The sequence below is a fragment of the Microbacterium sp. LWH10-1.2 genome (genome assembly GCF_038397765.1).
Classification (GTDB): domain Bacteria; phylum Actinomycetota; class Actinomycetes; order Actinomycetales; family Microbacteriaceae; genus Microbacterium; species Microbacterium natoriense.
In genome coordinates, this window is the sequence record NZ_CP151638.1 from 3,981,022 (window position 1) to 4,002,496 (window position 21,475).

Annotated in this window: 17 protein-coding genes; 6 read left to right on the forward strand and 11 right to left on the reverse strand. The window is 69.9% G+C overall.

The annotated features are described in order from the left end of the window. Positions 1-32 precede the first annotated feature (32 nt). Positions 33-746, forward strand: a complete 714-nt coding sequence (locus tag MRBLWH10_RS18615) for a DUF998 domain-containing protein (RefSeq protein ID WP_341941079.1) — start codon at positions 33-35, stop codon at positions 744-746. 138 nt (positions 747-884) lie between these two features. Here the strand turns inward: MRBLWH10_RS18615 and MRBLWH10_RS18620 are convergent, their stop codons facing one another. After that, positions 885-1,811, reverse strand: coding sequence for a LysR family transcriptional regulator (locus MRBLWH10_RS18620; protein WP_341941080.1), 927 nt, complete (start codon positions 1,809-1,811; stop codon positions 885-887). A 139-nt stretch (positions 1,812-1,950) separates the two neighbouring features. Here MRBLWH10_RS18620 and MRBLWH10_RS18625 point away from each other — a divergent pair, with 139 nt between their 5' ends. Next, entirely contained in the window at positions 1,951-5,406 is a 3,456-nt protein-coding gene (locus tag MRBLWH10_RS18625) for a bifunctional proline dehydrogenase/L-glutamate gamma-semialdehyde dehydrogenase (RefSeq protein ID WP_341941081.1), read from the forward strand. Positions 5,407-5,746: 340 nt separating this feature from the next. Here the strand turns inward: MRBLWH10_RS18625 and MRBLWH10_RS18630 are convergent, their stop codons facing one another. The 5 genes from MRBLWH10_RS18630 to MRBLWH10_RS18650 form a co-directional block, all read right to left on the reverse strand. Next, positions 5,747-6,835 carry an ABC transporter permease gene (locus MRBLWH10_RS18630; protein ID WP_341941082.1) on the reverse strand — a complete coding sequence of 363 codons (1,089 nt, stop codon included), beginning with the start codon at positions 6,833-6,835 and terminating at the stop codon, positions 5,747-5,749. Next, positions 6,832-7,728 carry an ATP-binding cassette domain-containing protein gene (locus MRBLWH10_RS18635; protein ID WP_105677256.1) on the reverse strand — a complete coding sequence of 299 codons (897 nt, stop codon included), beginning with the start codon at positions 7,726-7,728 and terminating at the stop codon, positions 6,832-6,834. The genes MRBLWH10_RS18630 and MRBLWH10_RS18635 overlap by 4 nt, the downstream gene beginning before the upstream one ends. A 307-nt stretch (positions 7,729-8,035) precedes the next feature. Further along, entirely contained in the window at positions 8,036-9,205 is a 1,170-nt protein-coding gene (locus tag MRBLWH10_RS18640) for a benzoate/H(+) symporter BenE family transporter (protein ID WP_341941083.1), read from the reverse strand. Positions 9,206-9,244: 39 nt separating this feature from the next. Then, positions 9,245-9,937, reverse strand: coding sequence for a response regulator transcription factor (locus MRBLWH10_RS18645; protein WP_341941084.1), 693 nt, complete (start codon positions 9,935-9,937; stop codon positions 9,245-9,247). Beyond that, the gene (locus MRBLWH10_RS18650; RefSeq protein WP_341941085.1) at positions 9,934-11,184 is read right to left on the reverse strand and encodes a histidine kinase; all 1,251 of its coding nucleotides are present in this window, start codon (positions 11,182-11,184) and stop codon (positions 9,934-9,936) included. The genes MRBLWH10_RS18645 and MRBLWH10_RS18650 overlap by 4 nt, the downstream gene beginning before the upstream one ends. Positions 11,185-11,355: 171 nt before the next feature. On the opposite strand from MRBLWH10_RS18650, the gene MRBLWH10_RS18655 reads away from it, so the two are divergent. The 3 genes from MRBLWH10_RS18655 to MRBLWH10_RS18665 all read left to right on the forward strand — a co-directional run bounded on the left by MRBLWH10_RS18655 (position 11,356) and on the right by MRBLWH10_RS18665 (position 14,739). After that, positions 11,356-11,784, forward strand: a complete 429-nt coding sequence (locus MRBLWH10_RS18655) for a VOC family protein (protein WP_341941086.1) — start codon at positions 11,356-11,358, stop codon at positions 11,782-11,784. A 1-nt stretch (position 11,785) separates the two neighbouring features. Further along, positions 11,786-12,487, forward strand: a complete 702-nt coding sequence (locus MRBLWH10_RS18660) for a helix-turn-helix domain-containing protein (RefSeq protein WP_341941087.1) — start codon at positions 11,786-11,788, stop codon at positions 12,485-12,487. 200 nt (positions 12,488-12,687) lie between these two features. Then, positions 12,688-14,739, forward strand: coding sequence for a carboxypeptidase regulatory-like domain-containing protein (locus MRBLWH10_RS18665; RefSeq protein WP_341941088.1), 2,052 nt, complete (start codon positions 12,688-12,690; stop codon positions 14,737-14,739). A 59-nt stretch (positions 14,740-14,798) separates the two neighbouring features. On the opposite strand, the gene MRBLWH10_RS18670 is transcribed toward MRBLWH10_RS18665, so the two are convergent. Together MRBLWH10_RS18670 and MRBLWH10_RS18675 are read right to left on the reverse strand one after the other, a co-directional pair. Further along, positions 14,799-15,608, reverse strand: a complete 810-nt coding sequence (locus MRBLWH10_RS18670; RefSeq protein WP_341941089.1) for an HAD family hydrolase — start codon at positions 15,606-15,608, stop codon at positions 14,799-14,801. Between the two features lie 213 nt (positions 15,609-15,821). Then, complete coding sequence (locus tag MRBLWH10_RS18675) at positions 15,822-16,667, reverse strand: exodeoxyribonuclease III (RefSeq protein ID WP_341941090.1); 846 nt, start codon at positions 16,665-16,667, stop codon at positions 15,822-15,824. A gap of 115 nt (positions 16,668-16,782) precedes the next feature. Between MRBLWH10_RS18675 and MRBLWH10_RS18680 the strand changes: the two genes are divergently transcribed. Continuing rightward, entirely contained in the window at positions 16,783-18,006 is a 1,224-nt protein-coding gene (locus MRBLWH10_RS18680) for an ATP-binding protein (protein ID WP_341941091.1), read from the forward strand. A gap of 66 nt (positions 18,007-18,072) precedes the next feature. Here the strand turns inward: MRBLWH10_RS18680 and MRBLWH10_RS18685 are convergent, their stop codons facing one another. The 3 genes from MRBLWH10_RS18685 to MRBLWH10_RS18695 all read right to left on the reverse strand — a co-directional run bounded on the left by MRBLWH10_RS18685 (position 18,073) and on the right by MRBLWH10_RS18695 (position 21,371). Beyond that, positions 18,073-20,244 carry a malate synthase G gene (locus MRBLWH10_RS18685; RefSeq protein ID WP_341941092.1) on the reverse strand — a complete coding sequence of 724 codons (2,172 nt, stop codon included), beginning with the start codon at positions 20,242-20,244 and terminating at the stop codon, positions 18,073-18,075. Next, complete coding sequence (locus MRBLWH10_RS18690; RefSeq protein ID WP_341941093.1) at positions 20,241-20,672, reverse strand: heme-binding protein; 432 nt, start codon at positions 20,670-20,672, stop codon at positions 20,241-20,243. The genes MRBLWH10_RS18685 and MRBLWH10_RS18690 overlap by 4 nt, the downstream gene beginning before the upstream one ends. A 162-nt stretch (positions 20,673-20,834) precedes the next feature. After that, on the reverse strand, positions 20,835-21,371 hold the full coding sequence (locus tag MRBLWH10_RS18695) for a YbhB/YbcL family Raf kinase inhibitor-like protein (protein ID WP_341941094.1): 537 nt from the start codon (positions 21,369-21,371) through the stop codon (positions 20,835-20,837). Positions 21,372-21,475: the final 104 nt, after the last annotated feature.

Consider the following 21,475-nt stretch of genomic DNA (forward strand, 5'->3'; position numbering starts at 1 on the left):
CCGTTGCCCCGAGGGAGAGGAAGAGGTCGAACATGGAGACACGAGAGCGGATGGCTGTCGAGCACCGCAATGCAGAGGGTGCGGCCGTCGGGGGAGCGCTCCTTCGAGCATCCGGGCTGCTGTGGATGCTCGCCCCTCTCTGGTACGTGCTGAGCGAGGCGATCGCCGCGGCGGGATTCCGCGGGTACAGCTACGCCCAGAACTACATCAGCGACCTCGGGGTCCCCGGCACCGGTCAGCTCGACGGTCGCGACCTCGACTCGACGATGTCCGCGGTCATGAACGCGGGGTTCATCGGCGAGGGGCTCCTCGTGGTGCTCGCCGCGGTGCTGCTCTACGCGGCGCTCCCGCCGCTGCGCGGGCGCTCCGTGCTCCTCGTGCTGGTGCTCGTGCATGCGGTCGGCATCAGCATCGTCGGACTCGTGCACGGGTCTCCCGCCAATCTCGAGAACGGCCTCATGGCCGTGCACGGCCTCGGGGCCGTTCTCGCGATCGGCGCGGGCAATCTCGGGGCCATCGTCGCCGGGGCCTTCGCGCTGCGAGATGTGCTCCCGCTGCGCCTGCGCATCGCGGGCATCGTGCTGGGCGGGCTGGGGTTCCTCAGCGCCTTCCTCCTGACGGCGCACCTCTTCTTCCCCGACGGCGTGACCGAGCGGGTGGCCGTGTACACCGTGATGCTGTGGCACCTGGCGCTCGGCATCGCCCTGCTCGCCCGCACTCGTACTCGCCCGCTCGCGCGCCCCTGAGCGTGTGAGGGGTCAGAGAGCGCGGGGCGCGGAGGGGCGTTTCGTCTCGCTGCGCTCGCTCAACGACCGGGCGCGCGTCCTCGGTCGTTGAGCGAGGAGCGCAGCGACGAGACGAAACGGGGTCCCTGGCGTGAGGCGTCAGCCGGGGAGGATCACGGATGCCGCATCCGCGAGCGCGCGACGCACGGCCCTGATCGACGGCGCGTCGGCCGATACGCGCCGTGCGGACGAGAAGATCTCGCGCCGCGGCGAGCCGGGGAGCGCGCTGAGCGCCACGGTCGGGGCGTCGCCCGCCCAGACGAGCTCCGGAAGGAGGCCGACGGCGAGCCCGGCCCTGATCAGCCGGATGTGCGTCGTGAGGTCGGCGACCTCGAAGTGCACGTCGGGTTCGAATCCGGCGGTGCGGCAGAGCTGCTCCGCCCATGCGCGAGACGCCGTGCCCGCCGGCTCCAGCACCCAGGGGTCGTCCCGCATCGCCCATAGAGATGCCGCGGCATCCGCTCCTGACGGCTCGGAGGTCGCGTCCGCGCCTCCTGCCCGCCCGGCCAGGGCGATCGTGTCGTGGGCGAGGACGACGCGGTCGAGCTCGGCGACGATCGGCCGCGTGCGCCCCGGATACTGCTCGGCGAGCATGAGGTCGAAGTCGCGTCCCGCGACGCCCACGAGTCCGGTCTCGGGGTCGCACTCGGTGACGTCGACGCGGAGCGACGGATGCTGAGCCTGCAGCGCGAGCAGAGCCGGAGGCAGCAGCGCGTGGGCCGCGGTCTGGAACACCGCGACCCGCACGGTCCCGGTGACCTCGGCGAGGGATTCGGCCACGGCGACCTGGGCGTGCTCCAGCTGGTCGAGGATGCCGATCGCCTCGGCCACGAGCACGTCGCCCTGCGGTGTCAGCTGCACGCCGCGGCCGACCCGGCGGAGGAGCGGCACGCCGACGTCGCGCTCCAGCGCCGCGAGCTGCTGCGACACCGACGCCTTGCTGTACGAGAGGGCATCGGCGACCGCGGAGAGCGTGCCGCGGCGGCTGAACTCGACCAGCATCCGCAGTCGATGGACGTCGAGCATCCGGCCCTCCCTATTGTTCACTCTGGCTGAACGGAAATCACGCAAATCGGTTGATAGACGTAGCCTACCCGCGAGCCCGAGAATGTTCCGAGCCGCACATGATCCCGGGTGTGCGCTCCCCCTGGAAGGTTCCCCGCCAATGTCTGTCGTCGACACCACCACCCCGCGCACCGAAGAGGTCGCCGCCCTCGTGCAGCGCTGGCTCGCCGAGAGCGAGACCCACCCCGTCGAGCCCGCCGCCCAGCGCCTCTCCGAGGTGCTCAAGGACCCCAACGGCCTCGCCTTCACCGTCGGCTTCGTCGACGGCGTGATGCGTCCGGAAGACCTCAGCGTCGCCGGCCGCAAGCTCGCCGACCTGGCCGACATCACCCCGACCCTCCTGCCCGGCTACCTGCGCGCGGCGATCAAGACCGGCGGCTTCTGGGCGCCCAAGCTGCCCGGCGTCGTCGTGCCGATCTCCCGCCGCGTGCTGCGCGCCATGGTCGGCCACCTCGTGCTCGACGCGACGCCGTCGAAGCTCGGCCCCGCGATCGCGAAGCTGCGCAAGAGCGGCAACCGACTGAACCTCAACCTGCTCGGCGAGGCCGTGCTGGGCGACCGCGAGGCGGGTCGCCGCCTGAAGGGCACCTACGACTTCCTGGCCCGCGACGACGTCGACTACGTGTCGATCAAGGTGTCGAGCGTCGTCAGCCAGCTCTCGATGTGGTCGTTCGACGAGGCCGTCGCCGACGTGGTCGAGAAGCTCACCCCGCTGTACCGGCTCGCGGCCGACGCCGAGGCCAAGGGCACGGCGAAGTTCATCAACCTCGACATGGAGGAGTACCGCGACCTCGACCTCACGATCGCGGCCTTCACGAGCATCCTCGACCAGCCGGGGCTGGAGAACCTCGAGGCCGGCATCGTGCTGCAGGCCTACCTGCCCGACGCGCTCGGTGCCATGCAGCACCTGCAGGAGTGGGCATCCGCCCGCCGCGCGAAGGGCGGCGCCCCCATCAAGGTGCGCGTCGTGAAGGGCGCGAACCTCGCGATGGAGGAGGTCGACTCGAAGATCCACGACTGGCCCCTCGCGACCTACGGCACCAAGCAGGACTCCGACACCAACTACAAGCGCGTGCTCGACTGGGCCATGACCCCCGAGCGCCTCGACGCCGTGCGCATCGGCGTCGCCGGCCACAACCTGTTCGACATCGCGTACACCTGGCTGCTCGCCACCGCCCGCGGAGTGACGGATGCCGTCGAGTACGAGATGCTCCTGGGCATGGCCACCGGCCAGGCAGAGGCCGTCCGCAAGGACGTCGGCCGCCTGCTCCTCTACACGCCGGTCGTGAACCCGGCCGAGTTCGACGTCGCGATCGCCTACCTCGTGCGTCGCCTGGAGGAGAACGCGAGCCCCGAGAACTTCATGTCGGCCGTGTTCGAGCTCGCCTCCAACCCGCAGCTGCTGGCGCGCGAGCGGGAGCGCTTCGAGCGCTCGCTCGCCGCCCTCGAAGCCGACCGCAGCGTGCCGGCATCCCACCGCGTCCAGGACCGCACGCGGGAGCAGGCGGATGCCGTCACCACCGGCTTCCACAACCAGCCCGACACCGACCCCGCGCTCGCCGCCAACCGCGCCTGGGGCCGCGACATCCTGCAGCGCTCCGTGTCGACCACGCTGGGCGAGGGGGCCATCTCCGCCGCCCGCATCGACACGGCCGAACAGCTCGACGACGTGTTCGCCGCCGCGACCGCCGCCGCCGCGAAGTGGGCCGCTCTCCCCGCAGCCGACCGGGCAGCCGTGCTGCACCGCGCCGGCGACGAGCTCGCCGCCCGCCGCGGCCAGCTGCTGGAGATCATGGCTCACGAGGCCGGCAAGACGATCGCCGAGGCCGACCCCGAGGTCTCCGAGGCCATCGACTTCGCGCACTACTACGCCGAGCGCGCCCTCGACCTCGAGGCCGTCGCGGGCGCCGAGTTCGTGCCGTCGAAGGTCACCGTCGTCACCCCGCCGTGGAACTTCCCGGTCGCGATCCCCGCCGGTGGCGTGCTCGCGGGCCTCGCCTCCGGTTCCGGCGTCATCATCAAGCCGGCCAAGCTCACGCAGCGCTGCGGCGCGGTGATGGTCGAGGCGCTGTGGGCCGCCGGCGTGCCGCGCGACCTGCTCGCCCTCGTCGACCTCGCCTCCCGCGACCTCGGCACGCAGCTCGTCTCCAGCCCGTCGGTCGACCGGGTCATCCTCACCGGTGCCTACGAGACGGCCCAGCTGTTCCGCTCCTTCCGCTCCGACCTGCCGCTGCTCGCCGAGACCAGCGGCAAGAACGCGATCATCGTGACGCCGTCGGCCGACCTCGACCTCGCGGCCGCCGACGTCGCCCGCAGCGCCTTCGGCCACGCGGGGCAGAAGTGCTCCGCGGCATCCCTCGTGATCCTCGTCGGATCGGTCGCCGAGTCGAAGCGGTTCGAGCGTCAGCTCGTGGATGCCGTGCGCTCCATGCGCGTGGGCCTTCCCGACGACCCCGCCACGCAGATGGGGCCGATCATCGAGCCCGCATCCGGCAAGCTGCTGAAGGCGCTCACCACGCTCGATAAGGGCGAGCGCTGGCTCGTCGAGCCGAAGAAGCTGGACGCCGACGGGAAGCAGTGGACGCCCGGTGTGAAGACCGGTGTCGCCGCCGGCTCGACGACCCACCTGACGGAGTTCTTCGGCCCCGTGCTCGGCATCATGCGCGCGAAGGACCTCGACGAGGCCATCCGCCTGCAGAACGCCGTCGACTACGGCCTCACCGCCGGCCTTCACTCGCTCGACTCCGACGAGGTCGCCACCTGGCTCGACCGGGTCGAGGCGGGCAACCTCTACGTGAACCGCGGCATCACCGGCGCGATCGTGCAGCGTCAGCCGTTCGGCGGCTGGAAGCGCTCCGCGGTGGGCGCCGGCGCCAAGGCCGGCGGGCCGAACTACCTGTTCGGTCTGGGCGAGTGGGTCTCGGCCGAGCTCCCGGCCGCCGCCGCGGGCGCCGCGGTGACCCCGGCCGTCGAGGCGCTGCTGAAGGCGGCATCCGCCGACCTCGACGCCGTCGAGATCGAGTGGCTGCACCGTGCGGCCGCATCCGATGAGCAGGCGTGGACCGGCGAGTTCGGCATCGTGACCGACAAGTCCGGCCTCGGCGTCGAGCGCAACGTCTTCCGCTACCGCCCGGTCTCGGTCGACGTGCGCATCGCCGAGCAGGCTCCTCTGGTCGACGGCATCCGCGTGCTCGCGGCCGCGCTGCGCAGCGGCAGCCCGTTCACGGTGTCCGCCCCCGCGCTCCCGTCCTCGGTCGAGAAGGCGCTGCGCGCCCACGGCGTGACGGTGAAGCACGAGAAGGACGCCGCCTGGGTCAAGGGCTACGCGAAGGCGCAGGCCAAGGCCGAGCACAGCTGGAACCGCGTCCGTCTCGTCGGCGGAGACGCCTCGGCGCTGTTCGAAGCTCTCGGTGGCACCCCCGACGTCGCGGTCTGGTCGCACGCGGTGACCGGCGCCGGCCGCGTCGAGATCCTGCCGTTCCTGCACGAGCAGGCCGTGTCGATCACGAACCACCGCTTCGGCAACCCCACCACCCTCTCCGAGGGTGTGATCTGACCCCCACGACACCCGGTCCCCACGGGTTCCCCGGATAGCGCCGAGTCTCCCCGCTCGGCGCGGAAGACCCCGCCTGCTGGTTTCCGCAGGCGGGGTCTTGTTCTTCGGCCTTCGGGAGCACGGGCACCGGTTCGGAGCGGAGACCCGGGCACAGGTTCGGAGCGGAGTCGTGGGCACAGCTTCGGAGCGGAGTCGTGGGCACAGCTTCGGAGCGGCGAGGATGACACGCCGCAGGAACGACGGATGCCGCGGCCTGTCGGCCGCGGCATCCGAAGCTGTGCCAGATCGAAGGGCAGGGGTCCGATTCGAAGAATCCGATTCGAGGAGTCGGGACGCCGGGTCAGCCGCGCAGCGCCTCCGCGAGCTTGACGCGCGTGCCCATGCGCAGCAGCGAGTTCTCGTAGATCTTCGCGCCGATCAGGATCGCCGCCACGCACGAGGCGAGCAGGATCACCAGGCTCACCAGCGGCTCCCACCACTGGGCCTCTCCGACGAACAGGCGCATCGGCATCCCGACCGGAGCCGAGAACGGCACGTACGACATGATCGTCAGCACCAGCGGGTTGTCGTTGAAGAAGATGACCAGGAAGTACGGCGCCATCACGAGCAGCATGATCGGCGTGGTGGTCGAGCCGATGTCCTCCATGCGCGAGACCATCGACGCGGCCGCGGCGTACAGCGCCGCCAGCAGCACGAACCCGAACAGGAAGAACACCGCGAACCAGATGATCGGGGCGCCGAGGCTCGACAGCACCTCCTTCTGACCCGTCACGATGAGTCCGACCGTGGCTATCGCGGCGAGGGCGATGATCTGCGCCATCGCGAGGACCGTGTTGCCGATCACCTTGCCGGCGAGGAGGGTGCGGGGCGAGATCGACGACAGCAGCACCTCGACCACGCGCGTCTGCTTCTCTTCGACGACGCTCTGCGCGATGGTGGCGCCGAACGTCGACGCGGCCATGAAGAACACCAGTCCGAAGCCGATCGCGATGAAGTACCGCAGCAGCGGGTTCGTCGTCGCCGGGTCCAGGATCTCGACGGACGGCGACACGGACAGGCCGCTCACGATCGAGCCCGGCGCGTCCTTGAGAGCGACGACCGTGTACCCGGTGGGGCCGTCGCCGGGCAGCACCGCCGCCTCGACCTTCTCGGAGCGCAGCAGCTCCTCGGCCTCGTCACGGCCGGTCACCTCGGTGACCTTGACGTTCGGCAGGGCCTCGACGACGGATGCCGTCTCGCTGGTCACCGCGACGGCCGTGGCCTCGGGGTTCTTGCTGGTGAAGCCGCCGATGAGGATGCCGACGAGCGCGAGCAGCAGCAGGATGCCCGTCGAGATCATGAAGGCCTTGCTGCGCAGCTTCGAGGAGATCTCGCGTTCGGCGACGAGCCAGATGCCGTTGGTCGCGCGGGCGGTGGCTGACGTGCTCACTGGATGACCTCCTTGAAGATCTGTGCGAGGGACGGATGCTTCGGGGCGAAGCTCGCGACATCGCCGCGCTCCACGGCGGCGCGCAGCACACGCTGCGCGGTCTCGGGACCGTCGGCGTCGAACAGGGCGTAGCCGCCCTCGAAGTCGAGCACCGTGACGCCGGGCTCGGTGCGCAGCCAGCCGGCGTCGCCGGCGGAGACGAGCTCGTAGCGATCGCTCGCGTGCTCGGCGCGCAGCGCGTCGCGGGACCCGGAGGCGCGGATGGTGCCCCCGGCGAGGATGACGAGGTCGTCGCAGAGACGCTCGACCACGTCGAGCTGGTGCGAGGAGAACAGGATCGATGCGCCCTTCGCGGCGCTCGACTGCAGCACCCCCGCGACCACATCGACCGCGAGCGGGTCGAGTCCGGAGAACGGCTCGTCGAGGATCAGCACCTCGGGGTCGTGCACGAGCGACGCGGCGATCTGCGCGCGCTGCTGGTTGCCGAGCGACAGCGACTCGATCGTGTCGCCGAGGCGGGCCTCGAGCCCGAGCTCGGTGAGGAGCGCGGTGGCGCGGGCCGTGGCATCCGCCTTGCTGAAGCCGTGCAGCCGGGCGAGGTAGACGATCTGCTCGAGCACCTTCATCTTCGGGTACAGGCCGCGCTCTTCCGGCATGTAGCCGAAGTGACGGCGGTCGTCGGCGGTGAGGAGGGAGCCGTTGAGCTCCACGCGACCTCCGTCGGCCGAGAGCAGCCCCAGCACGATCCGCATGGTCGTGGTCTTCCCCGCGCCGTTGCCGCCGACGAAGCCCGTGAGGCGCCCGGGGGCGACCTCGAAGGACACGTCGTCGAGCACACGCCGCGAGCCGTAGCTCTTGGTGATGCCGCTCAGTTCGAGCTTTCCTGTCGTCACTTCGCCTTACTCCGTTCGCTCAGCACATCGCATGCCTCTCACGCTACGGACGGCGGCGGCCCGGGGCATCCCCCGCGCGGCGGACTCGGCCGGGTCCACCGCGGGGAGGACCGGGGAGTGCGCGCCGTCGCTGCTCCAGAACTCCGGGAATCCGGGCTGGTCCGTCGCTGAGAGTCCCGGGACAGACGGATCCCCGCGCACAACTCCTCAAGAACTCCGGAGTTCTGGGGGCTGCGGCCCCTTTTCGGCGCTCGGGGGCCGATTCTTGAGGAGTTGTGAACCGCGCCCGGCGAGCGCGGGAGACGGGTCAGCGTCGGGCGTGCAGCACCGTCCGCACCAGGAGGCCGGCGACGAGCGCCCAGAACGCGGCGCTCACGCCGAGCACGGAGATCCCGGATGCGGCGACCAGGAACGTCACCACGGCGGGGAGGCGCTCGCCGGGGTCGTCGATCGCCTGCTGCACGGCCGACCCGAACGCCGCGAACAGGGCGAGGCCGGCGACCGCGGGGATGACGGCATCCGGCGCGAGGAGGACGAGCGTCGCGAAAGCGGCCGAGGCGCCGCCGAGCACGAGGTAGGACGCGCCCGTCGAGACCCCGGCGACCCACCGCCGTGCCGGGTTCGGGTCGGCGTCGGGGGAGGCCGCCAGCGCCGCGCTGATCGCGGCGAGGTTGATCGCGTGCCCTCCGGCCGGAGCGCCGAGCGCGGTGCCGATGCCCGTCACCAGCATCGCCGGACGCCAGGGCACCTCGTAGCCGAAGCTGCGCATGATCGCGATGCCCGGCACGTTCTGCGAGGCCATCGTCACGATGAACAGCGGCAGGGCGATGCCGACCGCCGCGCCGAGGGTGAAGGTCGGGGCGGTGAGCTCGATCCGCGGCAGCAGCAGGGCCGGATCCACCGGCGCCCCGTTCTGCACGAGCGAGACGGCGACGACGATCGACGCCGTGACGAAGGCCAGCGGCACGGCCCATCGCGGCGCGAACCGCGCGCACACGAGCCACGTGAGGACGACGGGGACGACGCCCCACGGGTTCGCGACGAGCCCGGTGATCGGCGCGAGACACAGCGGCAGCAGGACGCCGGCGAGCATCGCCTGGGCGATCGACGGAGGGATGCGGGCGATCAGCGCGCCGAGCGCCGGCCACAGCGCGGTCAGCAGGATCAGCGCGGATGCCAGGAGGAAGGCGCCCACCGCGGCGGGCCAGCCGCCGTCGACGGCTCCGGTCGCGGCGAGCAGCGCCGCCCCCGGGGTGGACCAGGCTGCGGTGATCGGCATCCGGTACCGCCACGCGAGGACGATGCACGCGAGCCCCATCGTCAGGCTCACCGCGAGCAGGCCGCTCGCCGCCTGGGCGGGGTTCGCGCCGACCGCGGCGAGTCCGGTCAGCACGACCGCGAACGAGCTCGTGAAGCCGACGAGGGCCGTGACGACGCCCGCGAGGATCGGTCGGGAGAGCGGTGCGGCCTCGGGCATGACTCAGAGGCTATCGTGCAGGCGGCGCGTGCCCCGGTGTCAGGCGAGGCCTCTCCGGTGGGCGATCACGACGGCCTGCACGCGGTCGCGGGCGCCCAGCTTCTGCAGGATCCGCGAGACGTGGGTCTTCACGGTGGCCTCGCCGATGAAGAGCGCCGTCGCGATCTCGGCGTTGCTGCGCGCGTCGGCGAGCAGCACCAGGACCTCCGCCTCGCGCTCGGTCAGCGGCTCGGCCAGCGGAGCGGTCGCCGTCGCCTCCGGCCCTCGGGCGACGGTGTTCGCGCTCGGGGCGGATGCCGCGGCCGGTGCTGCGGACGAGAAGCGCGCGAGCACCCTCCGCGTGACCTCGGGCGACAGCATGCCGTCTCCGGCGGCCAGCGCGCGCACCGCGGTGATGAGGTCTTCGGGGCCCGCGTTCTTCAGCAGGAAGCCGGCGGCTCCGGCGTCCAGCGCCTGGTGCAGGTAGTCGTCGCGGTCGAAGGTCGTCACGATCGCGATCGCCGCGGCCACCGCGGGGTCGGCGACGATCCGCCTGGTCGCCTCGATGCCGTCCATGTCCGGCATCTGCACGTCCATCGTGATGACGTCGGGGAGCAGAGCGGATGCCGCGGCCACAGCCTCGGCGCCGGTGCCGACCTCGCCGACCACCGCGATGTCGGGCTGGCTCTCCAGGATCGTGCGGAACCCGGCCCGCAGCATGGCGTGGTCGTCGACCAGCAGCACCCGGATCATGAGACCTCCGCCGTCGCGGAGGTGAGCGGCACGCGGGCGCGCACGCGCAGTCCGCCGAGCGTGCGCGGCGTCACCTCGAGGGTGCCTCCGGATGCGGCTGCGCGCTCGCGCATGCCGAGCTGACCGAGCCCGGGGCGCAGCTGGGCGACGTTGCGGCCGGTGTTCACGATCTCCAGCTCCACGCCCTCGTCGTCGTAGCGGACCCGCACGTCGGCGGTGGCGCCGACTCCCGCGTGGCGGCGCGCGTTCGTGAGCGACTCCTGGGCGATCCGGTAGAGGTTGACGGCGACCATCGGGGGCACGGGCACCGGGTCGCCGATCACGGAGTAGTCGGACGGCAGGCCGGCCTCGGTCGAGGCGGCCACGAGCGACTCGATGTCGGCGAGTCCGAGGGTGGAGGCGGCATCCGTCGTCTCCCCTCCCGGCGTGCGCAGCGTCTCGAGGAGCTGGTGCAGTTCGCGGATCGCGTCGCGCGCCGAGGTCTCGATGCCGGTGAGGAGGTTCTTCGAGGCGTCCGGGTCCTGCTCGATCATGAGCCGGGCGGCGCCGGCCTGCACGCCCATCACCGACACGTGGTGCGCGACGACGTCGTGCAGCTCTCGGGCGATGCGCACGCGGTCGAGCGCCACGGCCTGCGCCGCGGTGACCTCGCGTTCGCGCTCGAGCTCGACCGTGCGCTCCTCGAGGACCGACCTCTGGGCCGCGGCGAGCCAGGAGCGCTCGCCGAAGTAGTAGGCGCCGCCGAAGTAGAGGATGTTCAGCAGCAGCTGGATCATCATGTAGGCGACGTAGGGCGAGAACGCGCCCGCGGCGACGTCGGCCTTGTCGGCCTCGCTGATCGCGTCGCGGTACATCGTGATGAGCAGCCACACGAACATGCCGACGATGATGCCGATCCGCACGATCAGCGCGCGGCGGCGGTCGTTCATCCAGGCGCCGACCGTGTAGAGCCCGACGAACATGGCGATGTTGCCGACGTAGATCTCGGGGATCTTCAGCGTGACCGCAGTGAAGTAGGCCAGGGCGACGAGGACGGCGACGGTGGCGGGCCAGCGTCGGCGCACGGCGAGGGGAACCGAGATCACGACGGCGTAGACGAGCGCGGTCCACAGCTCCTGCGCGTCACCGCCGTAGACCTGCGCGATCGACGACAGCGCGGCGCTGAGCACGGCGCCGACGAACATGACGACGGCGAGCACCAGATCGCCGCGGTACTCGCGCTCGGTGGGCGTGCGGATGAAGGGCATGCTCCCCACGGTACGGGCAGGGGGATGCCGCGGCATCCCCCGTACGGCGGATGGGGTTCTGGCGTCGCCGAGAACTTGCTATTGACAAGCGTGCTTGTTTTTAACAAGCTATCTGCGTGAGGTCGGCGCCGCCGGCCGGCATCCGACAGAAAGACCGACAAGGGAGTCATCATGACCAAGGTGTTCGTCAACCTTCCCACCACCGACCTCGAGCGCTCGAAGGCCTTCTACACGGCCCTCGGCTGCGAGATCAACCCGCTGTTCACCGACGAGAACGCGGCGTGCATCGTCTGGAGCGACGATGTGTTCTTCATGGTCCTCAAGCGCGAGTTCTTCTCCACCTTCACCGACAAGCCGATCGCCGACCCCAACGAGGTCGTCCAGGTCTCGGTGTCGTTCTCGAAGGACTCCCGCGAAGAGGTCGACGCACTGCTCGAGAAGGGCCTCGCCGCCGGTGGCACCGAGCCCAAGCCCGCGCAGGACTACGGCTTCATGTACTCGCGCGACCTCGACGACCCCGACGGCAACTCGCTCGGCTTCCTGTACATGACGCCTGAGGCCGTCGAGAACGGCCCGGAGCACGTCGCCGAACAGGGCTGACATGGCCGCGCGCAGTTACGGCCAGTACTGCGGTGTGACGACGGCCGTCGAGCTGATCGGGGAGCGGTGGGCGCTGCTCATCGTCCGCGATCTGCTCGTCGGCCCTCGACGGTACACCGACCTCAAGCTGGGTCTGCCGCGCATCCCCACCAACATCCTCTCGACGCGTCTGAAGGAGCTGCAGGAGGGCGGGGTGGTGCGCCGCGTGCCCCTGCACAACTGCGGACTCGTGTACGAGCTGACCCCGTACGGCAGGGCGCTCGAGCCGATCGTGCTCGCGCTCGGCCGCTGGGGCTTCCAGACCATGGGCGACCCGCAGGAGGGCGACGTGGTGACGGCCGATTCGCTGACGATGGCTCTGCGGACCGCGTTCCGACCGGATGCCGCCTCCGATGCCGAGTATGAGCTCCACGTGGGAGATGTCGCGCTGCGCGCCTCGGTGCGCTCCGGGGTTCTGTCCGTCACCCAGCTCGCTCCACCCGCGCCCCCCGTGGGCGGCCGCCCCCCTGAGGGCGAACCGGATGCCGTCATCGTCGCGGGTCCCGGCATCCGCCGTCTGATCGCGGGGGAGATCACCCCCGATGAGGCGATCGCGCAGGACGTGCTCGCCGTGGTGCGCGGCGACGCGGGCGTGCTCGCACCTTTCGCCCGCACGTTCCACATCTCCCCTCTCGCCGCGCTCGAGAAGGAGGGCGCCGCGTGACCGGACGCACCGACCCGTTCACCACGATCGACGGCGCCGCGGGAGCATGATGGCCCGTCGATCCTCGGAGTATCTCCGGAGGATCGACTATTCACTTCCTGTGCGATTCCCAATAGATTCGGACAGCACCCCGTCGCATCGTCGGCGGATGGCCTGCTGTCCTGCGCCCCGGCGCCTTGAGTCCTGAGGAGGACCCGACGATGCTGTCACGACGATCGAACAGAGGCGCAGCGGCGCGGATGCTGCTCTCCGGGGCCGCGGCAGCGGCGCTCGTGTTCAGCGGCGCGGTGTCTGCCGTCGCGGAGGATGCACCCGAAGCCACGGTCTCCGGCCACGTCACTCGCGAGGACGGCGGCGCGCCGGTCGGACTCGTGACGGTGTTCGTCAACAGCACGGACGGCCTCCACAACGGGTCGGACGTCACGGATGCGAACGGCGACTACACCGTGACCGGGCTCGCTCCGGGCCAGTACACCGTCCGATTCTCCACGGAGCCGACAGGCACCGGACTCGCCTCCGAGTTCTGGGACGGGGCGACGACCTCGGCGACGGCGGAGCGCATCGCGATCGCGGGAGGGGAGTCGATCACCGACATCGACGCGACCCTCCGGGAGGGCGGCGTGATCGCCGGCCGCGTCACGCACGAGAGCGATGACTCACCGGTCGCCGGCGTGGTCGTCGCGGCGTGGAGCGACGGCGGGATGCCTGGGCAGACGACGACCGACGCGAACGGCGAGTACAGCATCGCCAACCTCGTGGCGGGCGACTACACGGTGCAGTTCGATGCGTTCGGCGACGACCTCGTCGACGAGTACTGGGACGGGGCGTTCGATCAGGCCTCCGCGGCGAAGGTGAGTGTCGGCGTCGGCGAGAGCCGTGCCGATATCGATGCGTCGCTGCGTGGAGCGGCGACGATCTCCGGCCACGTGACGCGGGCCTCCGATGGCACGCCGGTCGCCGGCTCCGTCGACATCTCTTCGACGGAGGGCCACTGGAACGTGGCGATCTCTCCCGCCGGGGACTACAAAGCGGTGATCGTCCCCGGAGACGTCACCATGAAGTTCACGCCGTTCGGATCGGGTCTGAGGCCCGAGTACTGGAACGACGCGGTCGCGGAGTCCGACGCGACCGTCCTCACGGTCGCACCAGGACAGAACCTGACCGGGATCGATCCGCAGATCGATCAGGAGGTGGCGATCACCGGCGTGGTGACCGCCGACGGACAACCGCTCGCGGATGCGGTGGTGGAAGCGTACGCCGACGGCGAATCCGCAGGGATGGCCTACACGAACGCGAACGGGGAGTACCGACTCATCGTTCCCGCGGGTGAGTACGTCGTCAGCGCGTGGGGTCTCGCGTACGACCCGGTCTACGCTCGCGAGTACTACTCCGACGCAGACAACCCGGCGGACTCGACGCCCGTGACGCTCGGCGCCGACACGGACCGTCCCGGAGTCGACTTCGACCTGTCGCGGGGTGGGAACATCCGCGGAACGATCGCAGCAGGCGAGGAGGGGCTTCCCGAAGGCGGAGCCATCGTCACCGCGTACCGGCTGGCGGACGACGGGTGGAAGGCGATCGCTTCGGTGGTCACCACCGGCGACTTCATCTTCGGCGGTGTCGACCCGGCCTTCCCCATCGAGGGTGGTCCGCTCCCCGCAGGCACCTACACCTTCGGTGTGGAGGCCGACGGATTCTGCACTCAGTACTACGGAGGGGTCACCTCGCTCGACGACGCCACCCGGTTCCCGCTCGCTTCGGGCGAGACCTTCTCCGCGATGAGAATGACCTTCGCCTCCGAATGCCCTGGGCCCAAGCCGACGCTGACGGTGGCCACGCGTACCGTTCGTGCGGGTGCAGAGATCTCCGTCACCGGAGTCGATTTCGCTCCCGGCGCGGATGTCGTGTTCGAGCTCTACTCCCACCCGGTGTACCTCGGCACCCTGAAGGCCGATCAGAACGGGCGTGTGACGGGGACGGTGAAGATCCCCGCGACCATGCCGGTGGGATCCCACACGTTGGGCGCTCTTGTCGCGGGCTCGCTCCAGGCGACGGTTCCGCTCGAGGTCACTGCTGCCTCCGACGGGCAGACGCCCGGAGGGACGGGCGCTTCCGGCACGGGAGGGGACCGGGCAGGTGGAAAGCTCGCGAGCACCGGTGCCGATCTTCCGATCGCGGCAGGTGTGACGGGTGCGTTCCTGGCAGGTGCGGGATTGCTCCTGCTGGCACGGCGTCGGCGCTCGATGAGCTGAGCGGGAGTGCCCTGCGGGGACGTGCCTTCTCGATGACGCGTGCGGATGCTCGGCTGCCCTCAGCCGAGCATCCGCTCGATCACCCGCGCCACCCCGTCGTCGTCGTTGGATCGTGCGACCTCGTCTGCTGCGTCTCGCACGACATCGTCAGCCCCGGCCATCGCGACCCCGTGGCCGGCCCAGCGGAGCATCTCGACGTCGTTGAGCGCGTCGCCGAAGGCGATGACGTCGGACCGTGCGACGCCGAGATGTGAGCACAGGCGCGCGAGCCCCGTGGCCTTGGTCACGCCCTCGGCCATGACCTCGACGAAAGGGGCACCCGACAGTGTGGCCTCGAAGCCGCTCAGCCCGAGGTCGCGGAGGGTGTCGTACAGCACGGTCGGCGTGAGCTCGGGATGCCGGATCACGAGCTTGAGCGTCGGCGCGGCGAGCACCAGGTCGAGCGGCACCCCGCCCATCGTGAGAGGGTCGCGCTTGTGGTCGGAGTAGTCGGCGACCTCGGCGTAGCCGTGCTGGGCGACGAAGGTCTCGCCGCCCTCGCGCACGCTGGCGAACAGCAGCCCGGGGATGCTGGACCGAAGAGCCTCCGCGAGCGTGCGGATCGTGTCGGGCGGCAGCTCCTCGGCGAACAGCATCCGTCCGTCGGCGAGATGGATCGCGTAGGCCCCGTTGCCGCACAGCGCCCAGCCGTCGAAGCCGGCGTCGGCCGCGATGGCCCGCAGACCGATCGGCTGCCGGGCGGTCACGGGCACGACGTGGATGCCGCGGGCTCGGGCCGCATCGAGAGCCGCGCGCGTGCGCGGAGTGACCGCGGGCGAGGAGTCGAGCAGCGTGCCGTCGAGATCGGTCGCGATCAGTCGGATGGTCATGGACGTCCTTCCTGTCAGCGTGCGTCGTCTCTGCGTTTCGTCTCTGCGTTGCGTCTCTGCGTTTCGTCTCGCTTCGCTCGCTCAACGACCGGGTTGCGAGTCTCGCTCAACGACCGGGTTGCGAGTCTCGCTCAACGACCGGGTTGCGAGTCTCGCTCAACGACCGGGTTGCGAGTCTCGCTCAACGACCGGTGTGGGCGACGACCGGGCGGGTCAGGAGAAGATCATCGGCAGGTCGCCGTCTTCATCGGCCGAGCCGAAGTCGAGGTCGACGACCACCGGGACGTGGTCGCTGGGCTGCTCGCCCTTGCGCTCGTCGCGGTGGATGGAGGCCCCGGTGACGGCATCCGCCAGGGTCTTCGATCCGAGGATGAAGTCGATGCGGATGCCCTCGTTGCGGGGGAACTTGAGGCGCTGGTAGTCCCAGTACGTGTACCCCTCAGGCAGCAGCGGCCGCACGACGTCGGAGACGCCGGCATCCGTCATCGCGAAGAACGCGTCGCGCTCCTGAGGGGAGACGTGCGTCGAGCGGCCCACGACGATGTCGGGGTCTCCGTTGTCGGCGTCGAAGGGGATGATGTTGAAGTCGCCCACGAGCGCCAGCGGCAGCGCCGGATTCGCCTGCAGCTCGGCGGCGGTGGACTTCTTCAGCTCCTCCAGCCAGTGCAGCTTGTAGGCGTAGTGCGGGTCGTCGAGCGCGCGTCCGTTGGGCACGTAGAGGCTCCACACGCGCACCCCGTCGACCATCACGCCGAGCGCGCGGGCCTCGAGCGGAGCATCCGGGCCCTCGTGCCCCTTCGCGAAACCGGGCATCCCGTCGAATGCCGTGCGGACGTCGGTGACGGGCAGGCGGCTCGCGATGGCGACGCCGTTCCACTGGTTCAGGCCGTGGACCTCGACGTGGTACCCGGCCTCTTCGAACGGCCCGTACGGGAACTGCTCGGGCTTGCACTTGATCTCCTGCATCGCCAGCACGTCGATGTCTTCGCGGACGGCGAATTCGACGGTGCGGGTGACGCGGGTGCGGATGGAGTTGACGTTCCAGGTGGCCAAGCGCATGAGAACAGCCTAGTTGCGGTGGCAGACATCGAACTCTCGAGCCGACGTTTTGAACTTTAGTTAGCTTTATGTCATTAAAATAAAGTATAGTAATCTCCGTAACGAGGAGCTCATCATGGACAGCGTGTCGAACCCCTACACCCCGAATGCGGGTGCGTCGCCGGACATCATCGTCGGAAGAAACGAACAGACGAAGGCGTTCGAGACGCTGCTCCGTCGACTCTCGCGAGGACGGACTCACCAATCGATGATCATCACCGGTCTTCGAGGAGTCGGAAAGACCGTCTTGCTCAATGAATTCGGTGATATCGCGCGGGTTGAGAGCTGGGAGGTGCTGGAGCTCGAAGCGAGCAAGCACGACGACGCACGGTTCCGACAGACGATGGCATCCCTGCTCAAGGCTGCGTTGCTGAGATTGTCTCCGCGCGTCAAGTGGACGGAGAGGGCGCGCAAGGCGGCTGCCGTCGTGACATCGTTCGCGCTGTCCGTAGATCAGCAGGGCACGTGGTCGCTGGCCTGGGACGTGGAGCCAGAAGAGGGATTCGCTGACCACGGCGATCTGGGTATGGACCTGACCGATGTCTTGGTGGCGATCGGGGAGATCGCGAAGGAGCGGGAACGCGGGGTCGCGATTCTCATCGACGAGGTGCAGTTCCTCAGCGCCAGGCAGCTGGAGGCTCTGATCCAAGCGATTCACAAGACCGTGCAGCGAAAGCTGCCCGTGACGTTCGTCGGCGCGGGGCTGCCGCAGATCGCCGAACTTGCCGGCGACGCGAAATCGTACGCCGAACGGCTCTTCCAGTTCCCGAAAATTGATTCCTTGGGCGACGACGATGCGGCGGAAGCCCTGACCGAGCCGGCGATGGCCGAAGGAGTCGTGTACGAACCCGATGCAGTGGCATTGGCAGTGGAGATCACGAAGGGATACCCCTTCTTCATTCAGGAGCTGGGCTATCAGGTCTGGGAGATCGCCGAACGCTCGCCCATCACTGCCGAGGACGTCGAGATCGCGCGGGAAGGATACGAAGCCAAGTTGGACAGCTCATTCTTCCGAGTGCGGCTCGATCGGGCCACGCCGCTGCAGACCGCCTACATGCGCGCCATGGCAGAGCTCGGTCCGGATGCGCAGAAGGCGGCGGATGTCGCGCGGATCATGGGGCGGGAGTCGACGCAGCTCGGCCCGACGCGTGCGGAGCTCATCGACATGGGGCTTCTTTACACTCCGGAGCACGGGTACGCGGCGTTCACGGTGCCCGACTTCGACAAGTTCATGCTCCGCGCCGTACCGAGTCTCGTCGTACCGGAAGTGCAGAGACGTAGGAAGAAGACGGCTGGCTGATCGGGTGAGCAGGCCGCGGAAGCGGCGCCGGGCGTAGCGCGCCTTCCGCGCTCGGTACCCCGCGGCTCAGGCCTGCTCGGCCTTCTTTTCGCGACGCAGGCCGTGCAGCAGCGGCTCGGTGTAGCCGCTCGGCTGGGCGGCCCCCTCGACGATCAGGCGGCGGGCCGCCGTGAACGCGATGCCGGGCTCCGCGCCCTCGGCGAACGCCAGCGGCTCGTAGTTCGGGTCTCCGGCGTTCTGCGCGTCGACGACGGGCGCCAGTCGGCGCAGGCTGTCGTCGATCTGCTCCTCGGTGATCACACCGTGGGTGAGCCAGTTGGCGAGCAGCTGGCTGGAGATCCTCAGCGTCGCGCGGTCCTCCATGAGGCCGACGCCGTTGATGTCCGGAACCTTCGAGACGCCGATGCCCTGATCGATCCACCGCACCACGTAGCCGAGGATCGACTGCACGTTGTTGTCGATCTCGTTCGCGACGATCTCCGGGGTGAGGTCGCCATCGCCCGCCAGCGGCGGGACCAGCAGGGCGTCCAGCGCGCTCTCGCCCACGGCGGGCAGCGTCGCGCGCACCGCGAACGCATCGACCCGGTGGTAGTGCAGGGCGTGCAGGGTCGCGGCGGTCGGAGACGGCACCCAGGCGGTGGATGCTCCGGACTGCGGGTGCGCGATCTTCTTCACGAGCATGTCGTGCATGAGGTCGGGCTCCGCCCACATGCCCTTGCCGATCTGCGCGCGCCCGTCGAGACCGGAGGCCAGGCCGATCGCCACGTTGCGGTCTTCGTAGGCCTTCATGAACGGCTGCGCCTTGATCGCTGCCTTCGGCAGGAACGGCCCGGCATGCAGCGAGGTGTGGATCTCGTCGCCGGTGCGGTCGAGGAATCCGGTGTTGATGAACACCACGCGATCGGATGCCGCGGCGATCGAGGCCGCGAGGTTCGCCGAGGTGCGACGCTCCTCGTCCATGATCCCGATCTTCATCGTGAGGGCGGGCAGCCCGAGCAGCTCCTCCACCCGGCCGAAGAGCTCGGCGGCGAAGGCGACCTCCTCCGGCCCGTGCATCTTGGGCTTCACGATGTACATCGACCCGGTGCGGGAGTTGCGCCCGGCATACGCTCCCTCGAGCTCGGGGAGGGAGCCGAGCGCGGTCATGATCGCGTCGAGGATGCCCTCGAAGATGGGGTCGCCGTCGCGGTCCAGCACGGCATCCGTGCGCATGAGGTGACCGACGTTGCGGACGAACAGCACCGAGCGGCCGGGAAGCGTGACCTCGCCGCCGTCGGCGGTGCGATACGTGCGGTCGGCGGCGAGCGTCCTGGTGAACGTGCGTCCGCCCTTGGTGACGGTCTCGGACAGGGTGCCGTCCATGAAGCCGCGCCAGTTGCGGTAGCCGAGCGCCTTGTCGTCGGCGTCCACAGCGGCGACCGAGTCCTCCAGGTCGAGGATCGCGGTCAGAGCGGACTCCAGGATGATGTCCTGCACACCGGCGCCGTCGGTGCGGCCGATGCGTCCGTCGTGGTCGATCACGATCTCGGCGTGCAGGCCGTTGTGCACCAGCAGCACGGCGGAGGGCGCATCCGCGTCGCCGGTGTGCCCGACGAAGGCCGCAGGCGACGCCAGGCGACGATCACCGGATGCCGTCTGCACGATCAGTCCGTCGGCGTCGACGCGATAGCCGGTCGCATCGCGGTGCGAGCCGGTCTCCAGCGGGGCGATCTCGTCGAGGAGCTCGCGGCCGAACGAGACGACGGCGGCGGCGCGGGTGACGTTGAACTCCGCACCGGGCGCGAGGTCTCCGGTCTGATCGATCGCGTCGGTGCCGTACAGCGCGTCGTAGAGGGAGCCCCAGCGGGCGTTGGCGGCGTTGATCGCGAAGCGCGCGTTCAGGAGGGGGACGACCAGCTGCGGGCCGGCGATGGTCGCGATCTCGGGATCCACGTCCACCGTGGTGACCGCGACCTCGGACGGCACGGGAACCAGGTAGCCGATCTCCGTGAGGAGCGCGCGGTACGCATCGCGGTCGGGCACGCCGGGATTCGAGCGGTGGAACTCGTCGATGCGCTGCTGCAGTTGGTCGCGCGTGCGCAGGAGCGCGGCGTTGCGGGGGACGAGGTCGTGCACGATCGCACTCGCCCCGGACCAGAACGCATCGACGTCGCGTCCGGCATCGGAGAGCGACGCCTCGGCGAACTCCACGATCGGGGCGGCCACCGAGAGGTCGGCGCGGGTGAGGTACTCGGTCATGATTCCATTCCTTCTACTCGTGCGCCGAGGCGCCTCAGAGTCTCGAGTGCGATGTCCGCATCCTGGGCGGGGCTGCCGCCGGCGACGCCGAGCCCGCCGACGAGGTCGTCGCCGAAGAAGATCGGCACGCCTCCGTCGATCGTGGTCAGCGCTCCGCCTGTGCCCAGCGGCAGGGTCGTCGTGAGCGCGTCGGGGATCCGCCCGGTCCGCCGGCGCGTGGACGCCGAGGTCGCGGCCTTGCGGCGGCTGGTCTCCGAGCTGTGCGGCGTCGCCCCGTCGGCCATGCCGTACGCGATCAGGGTCATCGACGGGTCGGCGACCGAGACCACGGTCTTCACTCCGTGCCGCTCACCGACCTCCATCGCGATGGACACGGCGCGCACCGCCGTCTCGTAGGTGATGGCGACGATCTGGCGGTGGGTAGACATCGGCGTCTCCTCGTGTCGGGCAGGTCGGGGGCGTGCGTTCTGATTCTTCACATAGCGAATATTTGATTTCGCATGATGGAATCATATGACATGACACCGAATCCTGTCCAGACGCGCGCCGCAGCACCGCCCTGCAGCATCGCATCGGGGCGGATGGGTCGTTCAGCGCTCCGACGGGTCGGCCGTCCCCACGAGGACGCCCCGGGCCAGCGTGTGGAAGTGCCGGTGGAAGCCGAGGGTCCCCGGGGTCTCGTCGCCGGTGAGGTCGAGGTGATCGACATCGAGCGCGTCCACCACGAAGAAGTAGCGGTGCACTCCCGTGCCCGCAGGGGGAGCGGCGCCGATGAAGCGCTGCAGCCGGGCCTCGTTCGGCATGACCTTGGCGCGGGTCGGAAGGCTCGCCGCCGTCCCGTCGATCGAGTCGAGCTCGGTCAGATCGGCGGGGAGGTCGAAGGCCGCCCAGTGCCAGAACCCCGAGCCCGTCGGCGCATCGGGGTCGAAGCAGGAGATCGCGATGCTCTTCGTCCCCGCAGGGGGAGTCGACCACTGCAGCCGCGGCGTGAGATCCGCGCCGCCGCGCTCCGACGACCAGGCGAAGACGGGCAGTGCGCCTCCGCCTACGAAGTCGGGGCTGGACAGTTCCAGGGCGGCGGTCGGACGCAGCTCGGCGAGGGCGGCATAGGGGTCGTATGCGAACACGGGGTCTCCTTCGAGTCGGTCACGGCCACGATAGGCGGATGCCGCCGGCGAATCCATACCCGCCGCATGCGGTTCTCGGCTCCGCTCCTTCTACACTGGATGCC